The sequence below is a fragment of the Nostoc sp. genome (genome assembly GCF_054880495.1).
The window spans coordinates 1-11,786 of the sequence record NZ_JBTYKD010000240.1; the positions used below are offsets into that span (position 1 = coordinate 1).

Annotated in this window: 12 protein-coding genes and 1 pseudogene; 4 read left to right on the plus strand and 9 right to left on the minus strand. The window is 43.3% G+C overall.

Annotated features, from left to right (window positions below; translation table 11 throughout):
* The first annotated feature begins 219 nt into the window (after positions 1-219).
* Entirely contained in the window at positions 220-507 is a 288-nt protein-coding gene (locus ACYTXL_RS22675; RefSeq protein ID WP_461926692.1) for a hypothetical protein, read from the plus strand.
* A 413-nt stretch (positions 508-920) separates the two neighbouring features.
* Here the strand turns inward: ACYTXL_RS22675 and ACYTXL_RS22680 are convergent, their stop codons facing one another.
* From ACYTXL_RS22680 to ssuD, 6 genes and pseudogenes are all read right to left on the minus strand, one after another.
* A complete protein-coding gene (locus ACYTXL_RS22680; protein WP_461926693.1) occupies positions 921-2,276 on the minus strand; it encodes a (Fe-S)-binding protein in 1,356 nt (451 codons plus the stop codon).
* Positions 2,277-2,570: 294 nt separating this feature from the next.
* Positions 2,571-3,920, minus strand: a complete 1,350-nt coding sequence (locus tag ACYTXL_RS22685; RefSeq protein WP_461926694.1) for an FAD-binding oxidoreductase — start codon at positions 3,918-3,920, stop codon at positions 2,571-2,573.
* Positions 3,921-4,048: 128 nt separating this feature from the next.
* The gene (locus ACYTXL_RS22690; RefSeq protein ID WP_461926695.1) at positions 4,049-4,213 is read right to left on the minus strand and encodes a hypothetical protein; all 165 of its coding nucleotides are present in this window, start codon (positions 4,211-4,213) and stop codon (positions 4,049-4,051) included.
* Positions 4,214-4,351: 138 nt separating this feature from the next.
* Positions 4,352-4,480 (minus strand): annotated as a pseudogene (locus ACYTXL_RS22695) (DUF7219 family protein); the annotation flags it as partial.
* A 234-nt stretch (positions 4,481-4,714) separates the two neighbouring features.
* Positions 4,715-5,281 carry an NADPH-dependent FMN reductase gene (ssuE, locus tag ACYTXL_RS22700; protein WP_461926696.1) on the minus strand — a complete coding sequence of 189 codons (567 nt, stop codon included), beginning with the start codon at positions 5,279-5,281 and terminating at the stop codon, positions 4,715-4,717.
* A gap of 85 nt (positions 5,282-5,366) precedes the next feature.
* On the minus strand, positions 5,367-6,527 hold the full coding sequence (gene ssuD / locus ACYTXL_RS22705; protein WP_461926697.1) for an FMNH2-dependent alkanesulfonate monooxygenase: 1,161 nt from the start codon (positions 6,525-6,527) through the stop codon (positions 5,367-5,369).
* Between the two features lie 144 nt (positions 6,528-6,671).
* Between ssuD and ACYTXL_RS22710 the strand changes: the two genes are divergently transcribed.
* Positions 6,672-7,037 carry a hypothetical protein gene (locus ACYTXL_RS22710; protein WP_461926698.1) on the plus strand — a complete coding sequence of 122 codons (366 nt, stop codon included), beginning with the start codon at positions 6,672-6,674 and terminating at the stop codon, positions 7,035-7,037.
* A gap of 14 nt (positions 7,038-7,051) precedes the next feature.
* Positions 7,052-7,546, plus strand: coding sequence for a peptide-methionine (R)-S-oxide reductase MsrB (gene msrB, locus ACYTXL_RS22715; RefSeq protein ID WP_461926699.1), 495 nt, complete (start codon positions 7,052-7,054; stop codon positions 7,544-7,546).
* Positions 7,547-8,472: 926 nt separating this feature from the next.
* Here the strand turns inward: msrB and mreD are convergent.
* From mreD to ACYTXL_RS22730, 3 genes are all read right to left on the minus strand, one after another.
* A complete protein-coding gene (gene mreD, locus ACYTXL_RS22720) occupies positions 8,473-9,111 on the minus strand; it encodes a rod shape-determining protein MreD (protein WP_461926700.1) in 639 nt (212 codons plus the stop codon).
* A gap of 26 nt (positions 9,112-9,137) precedes the next feature.
* Positions 9,138-9,932 carry a rod shape-determining protein MreC gene (gene mreC / locus ACYTXL_RS22725; protein WP_461926701.1) on the minus strand — a complete coding sequence of 265 codons (795 nt, stop codon included), beginning with the start codon at positions 9,930-9,932 and terminating at the stop codon, positions 9,138-9,140.
* Between the two features lie 101 nt (positions 9,933-10,033).
* Positions 10,034-11,041: a rod shape-determining protein gene (locus ACYTXL_RS22730; RefSeq protein ID WP_292793711.1), complete on the minus strand. Its 1,008-nt coding sequence runs from the start codon at positions 11,039-11,041 to the stop codon at positions 10,034-10,036.
* A gap of 372 nt (positions 11,042-11,413) precedes the next feature.
* Here ACYTXL_RS22730 and ACYTXL_RS22735 point away from each other — a divergent pair, with 372 nt between their 5' ends.
* Positions 11,414-11,776, plus strand: coding sequence for a single-stranded DNA-binding protein (locus ACYTXL_RS22735; protein ID WP_461926702.1), 363 nt, complete (start codon positions 11,414-11,416; stop codon positions 11,774-11,776).
* Positions 11,777-11,786 lie beyond the last annotated feature (10 nt).

The following is an 11,786-nucleotide window of genomic DNA, read 5'->3' on the forward strand; positions in this document are numbered from 1 at the left end:
TAGGGGTAGCCCTACGCAAAAATAGCTCGATGCCAGGATTCATAATTCTACTCAAGCCTCCTCATCATCATTTGAGGAGGCTTTTGTTATTGTTGTAACGTACTAAGCTGTCCTGTCTTTAATTTTGTAGAGTGTTCTCCTTGCGACAAGAGTTTCTGACTATAAAAAGTGCAAGTTATACGCGCGACAGCTTACTAAAACAACAAAATTCAGTAGTAATTGGCAGTCTTTCTAAAAATATGTGTATATTTATTTTATTCAATCTCGCTAATCCAAGTTTTAATTGCGCTGACTAAATTTGGATGTGCTTCTAAAGCGTTTTTACCAGCATCCCAAACGTTCACCCGACAGGTTAGTACAACCCGTGCATTGGATATCCAGCCTGTGGTAAGTTGGGATGCGATCGCAGTTATGTTACTTATACAACTTGCATTGTCAGGGGGGCAAGACTTCGGCGTGAGCGCTCAGTCGAACGCTGCCCACCCCACAATCATATTTAAAAAATAATTAGTGCAAATTAAAGGCGCAACATTTTGTTGGAACTGTTTTACCAATAATAAAGCCTAATACTTCAGCTGCTGTAGTCCCTTTAATCTCCGTTCAAGATTCCCTTCAAAATACTGGAGTTAATAACACTCTTGTAGAACCCCGTTAAATTCGCCTGCCAAAAATTGCCACACAACGCAGTACTAAAAGTAACCCAAACTGCCCTTGTCCCTACGATATAGCCTTCAACGGCAGTAGTTGTGGAGGAAGATCAGCTTATGTCAGACTAGGTGAACATGAGCCAGCCTGCTATGAAGGCGAAACAGCAGCAAGACAGCTTTGGTGGAATCGTTCCACGCGATCACAAAGGGCAATAACTTTACTACATAATTGCCAAGGGTACGTTAGAAAAAAGTCTAACGCAGCCTAATTTATTACAATTCCAACTTTTCACCCCGAATTGAATAATCTAACAACTCCATCGGGTGAATAACTGAAATCTTCTTACCTTGCAACTGTAAATGCTTCGTAATTTGCAAAGTACACCCTGGATTAGCAGAAGCAATTAACTCAGCACCAGTATTCAACAAATTCTCCACTTTTTGCCGACCCAATTCTTCAGAAACTTCTGGTTGCAGCATATTATAAACCCCAGCGCTGCCACAACATAAAGCTGCATCTATTGGTTCTCTCAACTTCACGCCGGGAATTTGTCGCAACAACTGACGCGGTTGCATGCTAATCTTTTGTCCATGCAATAGATGACAAGCATCTTGATAAACTAAATTCAAGGGTTTATCAGTTAGGGGCGAAAGTTTTGCTGTTAATCCAACAGTCGTCAAAAACTCTTGAGCATCTTTAACCTTAGCTGCAAAATCCTTCGCCTTTTCCCGATATTCTAGATCATCTTCTAAAATGTGACCGTATTCCTTCAAAGTATGACCGCAACCAGCAGCATTGATAATCACAAAATCTACATCAGTATTAGCAAAACTATCAATCATCTGCCTTGCTAAAGCTTTCGCCTGTTCTGCTTGTCCTTGGTGTTCGGGAAGCGCTGCACAACAACCTTGAGATTTCGGAATCACAACTTCACAACCATTCGCTGTTAAAACCCGCACTGTTGCTTCATTCACTGAGGAGAAAAACAGCCGTTGCACACAACCCAAAATTACCCCAACTCGGTAGCGCTTCTCACCTTGGGCGGGAATAAGAGTAGGGAAATTATCTTGAAAAGATTTGAGAGTAATTTCTGGCAGAATAGATTCCATTGCTGCCAAACGGGGCGATACTTTCTTGAGTAAACCCGTAGCACGAAATAATTTGGCAAACCCCAACTTTTGATAAACCAATAACGGAACTAATAAAATCCGTAAAAGTTTAGGATAAGGAAACACAGAAAATATCAATTGACGAAAAAATTGGTCTGGTAAACTGCGGGGATAATTTCGTTCAACTTGGTGACGAGTTGCAGAAATCAATTTGTCATACTGCACACCAGAAGGACAAATACTTACACAAGCAAGACACCCCAAACAAGAATCAAAATGTTCTACCGTTGCGGTATTTAGGGCAATCTCACCCTCATTAATCGCATCCATTAAATAGATACGTCCTCTAGGAGAATCCATCTCCTTTCCAAGTACCCGATAACTCGGACAAGTCGAGAGACAAAACCCACAATGTACACAACTATCAATCAACTTCGGATCAGGTGGATGATTCTGATCAAACCCCTTCAAATTCTTCAAACTAGCCGTATTATTAACAGAATTTTCTGAAACTTGCATAATTAATTCTTCTCCCCTCTTCCTTTGCGACAGCAGTCGCTACAACTCTTGGAACCCCCCTTCAGGTGACGCTCGTTGCGCTAAAGCGTCTCCCCTTGGGAGAATACTCGCTAACGCTACGCTAACCGCAGTTCCTCATGGGGGAAACCCCCATCGCTTTTAGCGTCTCCCCTTGGGAGAAGACCGGACTGCCGACGCTCGCGGACTCGCTACCGCTACGCTAACACCGCAACGCACTGCCTTTCGTTTGCGTCCTTCTCTAACGAGACGCTACGCGAAGGCAGTTCGTTAAAACTAAATTCCACCCACAAACCGACCAGGACTTAAAATATTCTTACTATCAAACTGTTCCTTAATACCGCGCATCAACGGCAAACCATTCCCCGTGTAGCCCCAAACATCTATTTCTTCTTTAACCGCCATTGGTGCTTCCAGAATTGTTAAAAAACCTCTATGAGCTTGAGTGCGTAGGCGCAGCCCGCCGTAGGCATCGCCTCCGACGGAGCGTAGCTCATCGCGCACTTTCAAAACCTGATTTTTATCCTCTAATTGTAACAAACCTAAACCACTACTTATATGAATCAAACCCAACTCTACCTGAGTCAAAATCTCCACGGCAGCAGAAGGTAACACTCCTATTTTGCAGGTAATTACCGATTCTGTGGCAGTAGTATGTATTCGTTTTTGCAATCTCTGCCATAGATTAGCTTCATCGCCATCTGCAAAAATTGCCCCATCTAAACCCAACTTTTGCCCTACTTCCAAAACTCGGTTTGACTGTTCCTTAACACTCTCGCTAATACTTTGGAAGCGAGCAATTAATCCCAGTCCTTGACCCAAACCTAAGCTAGACACCAGTTTAGTTGATAGTAAATCAGCTTGGACTGGTGTTAACGCCGAACCTCGAAGGATATTAGCCGCTTGGGATATAGCCTCAGGACTGCCCGTTAGTACCACTGTTTCCGATGCTTCTGGTAGCGGATACAGACGAAAAGTTAGTTGACTAATAACTCCTAATGTGCCATAAGATCCAGTAAACAACTTCATCAAGTCATATCCGGCAACATTTTTAACTACTCTTCCCCCAGCTTTGGCGACTTGTCCATCAGCACGCACAAAGGTAATACCTAGTAACTGGTCGCGCACACTACCATAACGTTGCCGCAAAGAACCTGTATCACCTGTGGCGACAATACCGCCAATAGTTGCGGACTCTGGTGCTGTGGGGTCAACGGCAAGAAATTGCCGCGACTTTGCTAAAAGTGCTTGGAGATCAGAGAATTTCATCCCAGCTTCTACCGTGATAGTGAAATCCCCAACAGCGTGTTCAATCAGTTGGTTGATCCGTTCTGTACTAACTACGACATCAACGCCCTTGACTAAACCGCCCCAGCTGAGTTTACTACCCCTACCACAGGGGAGGACGCGCCAGTTGTTTGTGTAAGCTGTGGCGATGACAGCAGCTAGCTGTTTTTGAGTGTCGGGATAGACAATACAACTGGGAGAATTTCCAGAAGCTATAGCCTGTTGGATACGTTTTTGCTGGCCTAGTTCGATATTTTCCCAAAGGCAAACAGCATTTTCTTCGCCGACAATAGATGCAAAATAAGAAGCGCACACGCCTTGCGGCTTGTCGTTAGACATCGCTTTGATTCAGTTTATTTTTATTACGCCCTACATCTAATTTACTGGCTAACCTGACCAAAAAAGCGGATTATTACCGTCAGTAATCACAAAACAGCGCGATTGTAGGGGATTGAACTGCTAGTTCCTTAGGAATAAGAATTAAATAACATACATTTATGTCCCTGGCTTACCTCACCCTCAATCCCTCTCCTTATAAAGGAGAGGGAAGCTAGAGACAGAATGAAGTTTTGCATTTTATTTAATCCACGTTCCTTAGCGATCGCGATCGCTTCGGCATCACTAGTAATCATCTTTTTATCTTTTCACTCCCCACGCCCTATTCCCCTTCTCAGTCGTAGTCTAAATACCCGAAAATTGCTGTAAAAAATAATTCATTCAATTTCTAATAGCTTTTTGGCGTGTTTCAACTGTTTACAGAGAATCTGAATTTATTTGTAAGCCTTTTCTGGAAAAAGTTTACCGCCAGTTTGTAGGTTACAGATGTAGTTCACATCTTGAGAAAACCCTTGGAGATTATCGTTAAATACCAAATACTCTGGCTTAAACTGCCCATAATATTTTAGTCAGGGTTGAATATAAGAGTCTGAAACTCTCTTCTCTACGAGATGCGGCACTTCTCTACGAGACGCTGCGCAAACGGCAAGGCTACCTCGACTGCGCTCGGCACAAGTCAGTGACCACGCGAACAATGCGTGAATTATTAAGTTGCTCTGATTAACTTTTAAAGAAAAGTAGCAGATGGGTAAAAATTAATCATCTGCTACAACAAACGGAGGTATAAACTTGATTATTTAATTGGCATGAACCAATTCTTGAGGCGCTGCGGCATCATATTCTACAGCTTTAACAAATTCCTTGAGAACGTCTTTGAGTCTTTGATCAATTTCCTCATCTAACAAGACGCTGTTATCAGCTTGCCGTTGAATTTGTTTGTCTACTGCATAAATAGTAGCTAGGATATGCCGCGCTCCTAATTCCGATAATACAGGTTTCAGGGCATATTCAATTGCCAATAAATGAGCGATCGTCCCACCTAGAGCAATTGGTAACACGGGTTTACCTGTCAATGATTTTTGTGGCAGCAAATCTAGAAATGTTTTGAGTACTCCTGTATAAGCAGCTTTGTAGATTGGGGTGGCAATAATCACACCATCTGCCTTTGCTAATAAAGCTTTTGGCTGTTCTAAAGCAGGGCTGTCATATCGTCCAAAAATTAAATCTTCAGCAGGCAAATCCCGAACTGAAATAATGTCTACATGCAAGCCTTCTTGTTGTAAAAGCTTGGCAGTGTATTCGACAACACCATAGGTTCTAGATGGATGGGTTGGACTACCAGCGATCGCTAGAATATGAGTCATTCAATTAAACTCCCAATTTCTAAAATGGGTTCAGTATGTTTTGTGGTTTTGGTCTTCATTGCTGATGCTGTGTTGACCTTAATTACTAGGATATGGACGTTGCTCTTTGTTGAGGCTGTTGCTTAGGGAAATCTTCATTTGCCACAATCTCACCAAATGGACTTAAGACATGTTGCTTTTCCACTGTCGGCAGATTCTCTAAGGGTAAATGGGGAAATAGAAGTTCCGCAACTCGATAGGCTTCCTCTAGGTGGGGATAGCCAGAGAGGATAAAGGACTCAACACCCAAAGCAGCGTATTCCAACATTCTGGCGGCAACGGTTTGGGCATCGCCTACTAAGGCTGTTCCCGCACCACCCCGCACTAAACCGACTCCCGCCCACAGGTTCGGGCTTATCTCTAATGCCTCACGATTACCGTGGTGTAATTGCGTCATCCGCCGTTGTCCTTCTGAATCCATCCGGGCATAAGCTTTTTGGGCATAAGCTATCGCCTCGTCATCTACATACCGAATTAAGTCATTCGCTGCATCCCAAGCTTCACTCTCGGTTTCGCGCACAATCACATGTAGGCGAATCCCAAACCGCAAAGTTCGCCCTTCTACTTCTGCAAGTCTGCGAACTGATGCAATCTTCTCGGCTACTTGCGCCGGTGGTTCGCCCCAAGTTAGATAAACATCTACATGTTTAGCAGCAATTTTTTGAGCAACCGGAGAAGAACCGCCAAACCACAAGGGCGGATATGGCTTCTGAACGGGTGGAAAGAGCAGTTTACCATCCTGAATGTTGAAATAGTCGCCCTGGAAATTAGCTTGTTCACCACTAGTGATCGCTCGCCATACTGTCAAAAATTCATCTGTTAATTCATAGCGCTGATCGTGATCCAAATGCAAGCCATCTCCCGCTAACTCCACAGGATCGCCCCCTGTCACCACATTAATCAGCAAGCGTCCCCCAGAGAGGCGATCAAAGGTCGCCGCCATCCGCGCTGCTACCCCAGGTGATACCAAGCCGGGACGAATCGCCACCAAAAAACGCATCTGTCGCGTCAGTGATACCAGCGTTGACGCGACAATCCAAGCATCTTCGCAAGAGCGACCCGTGGGCAGCAATGCCCCTGTATAACCAAGGTCATCGACCGCTTGAGCAATCTGCCGCAGATAAGGAAAGCTTACTGCCCGTCCGCCTGTAGCAGTTGCAAGGTAACGTCCGTCGCCGTGGGTTGGGATGAACCATAGTAGCTGCATGAGTCCTGTCCTTTTAAACTACGATAAGTCGATAGAAATACCGTGTTTTGTTTATAGTTCTGAAAGTAGCACATATTTTACTTAATTAAGTAAGAAGTTTTCAGAAAACTACGGTATTCCTATCAAACCAATGTATATTAAGCTGTGTTCAATAGGGTAGCGATCGCAAAAATTGGGTATTGGGCATGGTTCGGGGATAGTGTTTCGCAACCTGCACAGCAAGCAAACCGCTATTTCTCTTTCTCTGCTAAAAGCCCCCGGATAAATCCGGGGAGAATGCGTTATCCTCTGCAATCTATGCACAAGATCCAGGTGTACTGTGCAAAATCAGGTCAAGTTGATTTGATTCTTGTGCAATATTTTTGTTATTTATTAGCTAATTTTAATGAGATTATCAGGGCTAATTCAGGGCGTAGACGCAAAGCGGCTTGTCGTCAGATATCGCTGATTATAGTGATGAATGTAGTGAATCCCGTACTGGAGTTGATTGGCCAGTTAAGGGGAAAATAGAAAATAATAGATATATGGACAAACGCTATTTTTTACAGGCTAGTGCAGCAATAGTCGGCACAGCATTCTTATCAAAGTATATCAATTGGGAGTCAGAGGCGATGACAACTTCTCAGAGTGGATTTGAAATTAACAAACCAGAGTCAGAGTGGCGCACGATTTTAACGCCAGAACAGTTTAGTGTATTGCGTAAACATGGGACTGAACGCCCTCACACCAGCCCATTGGATAAGGAATACGACAATGGTACTTATTTTTGTGCTGCGTGTGAACAGCCACTGTTTACGGCTGATACCAAATTTAACAGTGGTACTGGCTGGCCTAGCTTTTTTAATCCAATTGAAGGTGCGATCGCTTTAACTGTAGATAAGTCGTTGTTTATGACCAGAACTGAAGTGCATTGTAGTCGCTGTGGTAGTCATCTGGGTCATGTTTTTGATGATGGCCCTGCACCCACTGGTAAGCGCTACTGCATGAACGGTGTTTCGCTGAAGTTTATTCCTGCTTGAGAAATTGCGTCACCGATAGCGTTGGCGTAGACATGGCACACACTGCCAACCTAAAGTATCAGATGTAGACTTCAAACCTGGTCGTGATCTGGCTTTAGATAAACTCCATATTCAGACTCAGAAAATGTTGAGCTAGAGTTAGCGCATCTAAAGCGACTAATTTCCCCACACAGTGCTGAGTCACCAAAGTTTGGTGGACTATCTGAACTTCGGTGACTCAACACTGTTGAAACAACTTTTGAGGCTTGACCAAGGGTGAATAAATTTTTGACAATAACTTCTCCTACTTAATCCTACTAGACGAAGTATTGTCAATTTAGGGAAATGCAACTCTTGGTCTTCCCTAGAGCTATTTACTTAAATCGTCTTATTGTTTGGGTCTTTTTTATCCTTTTTGTCTTTGGGATCTTTTTTAGGTTTTTTAGCTTCTTTATTACTTTTTCTTTCCTTTGACATCAGCGTTCTCCAACTAGGTTAATCAGTTAAAACTTCCACATTCTGCCGTCAGGAAATCAGGAGATGACTTTCCTGATATTTTTTTAAGGCAAAAAAGAAAGTATCAGACATGAATACTACTAATTACCATGATACGGTGTTGTTTTATTCACTGTCGCTTGAATCCATATTGCCAGAGGTTGCCCAAATTCCATAAAGATTTAGCTTAGAGGATGTTTGAAAAGTCCTCTTCTCGGTATCAAAAGTTTTAGATCCCTCTAAATCTCCCTTAAAAAGGGAGACTTTGATTCCGGTTCCCCCCTTTTTAAGGGGAGCCACTGTGGGAACAGGGGTCTCCCCAAGTTGAGCAAGTGGCGTGGGTTAGGGGGGATCTAAAAGTGCCTAAAGTCACAGCAAAACACTTTTCAAACAACCTCTTACAAGCTACAGAGGATAATTTTCTTTCCTGTCACCTGTAATCTATCCCCTTCTTAACTCCTAATTCCCTTTACTAATTCCTCTAACACTTTCATCCTCTGCCACCAACGATTTAGGGGATAATAGACTACAGGTGCCCACAGACTACTAAGAATGGCAGAGGCTAGGGCGACACGCTGGTAATATGTCCAAATATCTGTTATTTTGCGCTCATCGCCGCTCAAAGTTAATTGCAACCCAAAGATAGTTTCTGCCAAAACTGCCATACCAAAGACAATCACAGCAATCGAAATAAAATCTTCTTCGATAAAACGCTGTTTTTTGAGCAGACCAGTTAAAATTCCCACTATAGCTAAACTGAGGGTATGAGTAGGGTTAGGTGATGTCATTGAATCTTGAAGTAACCCCAGAACTATACCTGCGAATGCTCCAGAAAACACTGGGCGCTTCACACTCCAAGCTACCACCCAAATTAACAGCCAGTTAGGACCAATTCCCAATAATTCCATACCTGGCAAGCGGGTTAGCAATAATAGTAAACATAACAGTACAGATCCAACCGTTACTATCCAACTCAACAGCTGACGTATACCGGGATGCCAACGAGAAAGCGGCAGGATTTGAAATTTCGATTTTAGCTCTGAGGATTTTGGCTTTTTCTGCCTGCTGTCACCAAATGCAGGAATCTTCATATTTCTATAGATTTTCAAGGAAGAATTTACTTAGACTTTTGCGGCACTTGATTTTCCGATTCTTGATTTTCTGGCTTTGGATAAACAGCTACCCAATCGAGAGAGCGGATTGGCGGAAAAAGCTCGATTTTCGCCACTGATGCGGGAAGTTTCTTTAAATCCAGCGATTTGATTCGTCCTACTGCCAAGCCAGATGGAAATTTCTGACTATAAGTAGATGTGGAAACTAAATCTCCCACCTTGACATTTGGGACTTTTTCATAAAACTCCAGCACAGCTTCAGCAGAAGAATCTCCTCGCAAAACGCCTTTAGCTGCCGTGCGGCTAACTGATACACCCACTTGACTATTGAGGTCACTAATTAACAAGACGCGGCTAGTATTGGGAGTTACACTCTCCACCAGACCCACCAATCCGCCATCTGCCTTGACTACGAAGCCTTCACCAATCCCCACATTCGTACCGCGATTCAGCGTAACTTGTTGCCACCACTGATCAGCACTACGTCCTATCACCCGTGCTGGAATTGGCCGTGATGCCAGTGGCTCTTTTTCCACATAGCCCAATAAATCTTGTAGCTTTGCCTTTTGACTTTCCAAATCTACTATCCTGGTTTGCAATTCCAATATCTGGGCATCCCTGAGACGTTCTTCTGGGGTTGGCCCTGACTGCAACATCTCTAACGGACGGGTAATTGCCTGGTATGTCTCAAGCACCAGCTCACCTTGAGTCTGTCGCAATATCCAAGCACTACCAACTACTAAAGCTAACAACCCGATTTGTAACCCTTTACGATCCCACCAACGCCGTATTGTAACCATATATACCTTCGCACACTTATACAAATTAAGTTCTAGTTGGATTCTATTTATATAGAACCCAACTAGAACTCAAATAGAACTCAAATATGATATTTTTTTTGCTACATATTGCGAGAGCTTTCGGTGACAACTCGTTCCAACTGTTTAAAGTTTTCTAACACACGGCCTGTTCCCAACACCACACAGCACAAAGGATCGGCAGCAATGTGGGTAATAATCCCTGTTTCATGGCTAATTAAGGTATCTATGCCTTTGAGCAAAGCACCGCCACCAGCTAACATAATACCTCTGTCAATAATGTCTGCTGCCAGTTCTGGAGGTGTGCGTTCCAGCGTCCGCTTCACAGCTTCTATAATTACTGATAGTGGTTCCAACATGCTTTCACGGATTTCTGGGGCTTTGATTGTGACAGTTCGCGGTAGACCCGAAAGCAGGTGTAAGCCTCGGACTTCCATCATCGCTTCATTATCATCATGAGTCGGATAGGCAGAACCAAGCCGAATCTTGATGTCTTCGGCAGTGCGTTCACCAATCACTAAGTTATGAACTTTCTTGATATACTGAATGATCGCTTCAGTCAATTCATCTCCAGCAATGCGTACTGATTCGCTGATTACTGTACCCTGAAGACTTAGCACCGCAACTTCTGTTGTGCCACCACCAATATCGATGATCATGTTGCCAGTCGGTTCGGCAACCGGTAGTCCGGCACCAATTGCCGCAGCTATTGGTTCATCGATTAAATAAACTTTTCTTGCTCCTGCTTGATGGGCTGCATCCATCACAGCTCGCCTTTCTACTCCTGTGACACCACTGGGAATACCAATGACAATCCGGGGTAGAATTAGGGATCTGCCTTCGTTTACACGCTGAATAAAGCTTTTCAGCATCAGCTCGGCTATATCGAAATCAGCAATTACACCATCCCGCAAGGGGCGCAGGGCAATCACATTTCCCGGTGTGCGACCGAGCATTTTTTTGGCTTCTTCTCCGACTGCTAGTGCTACCTTTTCGTTGACATCGATCGCAACTACAGAAGGTTCTTGTAGTACAATACCTTTACCAGATACATAAACCAGAGTGTTAGCGGTACCGAGGTCGATACCCATATCCCATGATGTGCGAAAGTTCCTAAAAAGACCCACGCGTGTATAATCCCCCTATGTGCGATACTTTTTGACTACAACGGTAAGAGTTAATCGTGCCAGCTTTGATGAAGTTTGTATCCTGAGTTGAGTAAACTAGACTATATTTTTAGATGATTCCCAGGAATATTCACTATGTCTCAATCCTGTATTTTTTGATATCCTCTGGTTAACTAAGTATATCCATATACTTTTATGTGTTTCTCCAAGTAGTATGTATAATTTTTCAATTCAATTATATTGTTAACTGTTTAACACATTATTTTCAAGTGTTTCACAATTCGCTATGATGAAAGTCAGAATTAATCAGTACGCTTGTACTTAAAGGTAAAGCAGATGAGTATCAATATTGTCACCCTTGTTGGTCGTGTAGGCAGCGACCCTGATATAAAATATTTTGAATCTGGTAGTGTTAAGTGTAGATTGACACTAGCTGTAAAAAGGCGATCGCGCAACAGCGATGAGCCTGACTGGTTTACGCTGGAATTATGGGATAAGACGGCTGAGGTAGCAGGTAATTATGTCCGTAAGGGCAGCCTAATTGGTATCAAAGGTTCCTTAAAGTTTGACACATGGAGCGATCGCCAAACAGGAGCAAACCGTTCTACACCAATTATTAGAGTAGATCAACTAGATTTATTAGGCTCTAAGCGAGATGGAGAAGGCGGTACAACAGATACGTCTTCAGAACATTTTTAATTGGGCATTG

Coding starts and splice junctions, on each gene's coding strand:
- ACYTXL_RS22735 (WP_461926702.1), top strand. CDS start 11,414: ATGAGTATCAATATTGTCACCCTTGTTGGTCGTGTAGGCAGCGACCCT.
- mreD (WP_461926700.1), bottom strand. CDS start 9,111: ATGAAGATTCCTGCATTTGGTGACAGCAGGCAGAAAAAGCCAAAATCC.
- mreC (WP_461926701.1), bottom strand. CDS start 9,932: ATGGTTACAATACGGCGTTGGTGGGATCGTAAAGGGTTACAAATCGGG.
- msrB (WP_461926699.1), top strand. CDS start 7,052: ATGGACAAACGCTATTTTTTACAGGCTAGTGCAGCAATAGTCGGCACA.
- ssuE (WP_461926696.1), bottom strand. CDS start 5,281: ATGACTCATATTCTAGCGATCGCTGGTAGTCCAACCCATCCATCTAGA.
- ACYTXL_RS22690 (WP_461926695.1), bottom strand. CDS start 4,213: ATGATTACTAGTGATGCCGAAGCGATCGCGATCGCTAAGGAACGTGGA.
- ssuD (WP_461926697.1), bottom strand. CDS start 6,527: ATGCAGCTACTATGGTTCATCCCAACCCACGGCGACGGACGTTACCTT.
- ACYTXL_RS22680 (WP_461926693.1), bottom strand. CDS start 2,276: ATGCAAGTTTCAGAAAATTCTGTTAATAATACGGCTAGTTTGAAGAAT.
- ACYTXL_RS22730 (WP_292793711.1), bottom strand. CDS start 11,041: ATGGGTATCGACCTCGGTACCGCTAACACTCTGGTTTATGTATCTGGT.
- ACYTXL_RS22685 (WP_461926694.1), bottom strand. CDS start 3,920: ATGTCTAACGACAAGCCGCAAGGCGTGTGCGCTTCTTATTTTGCATCT.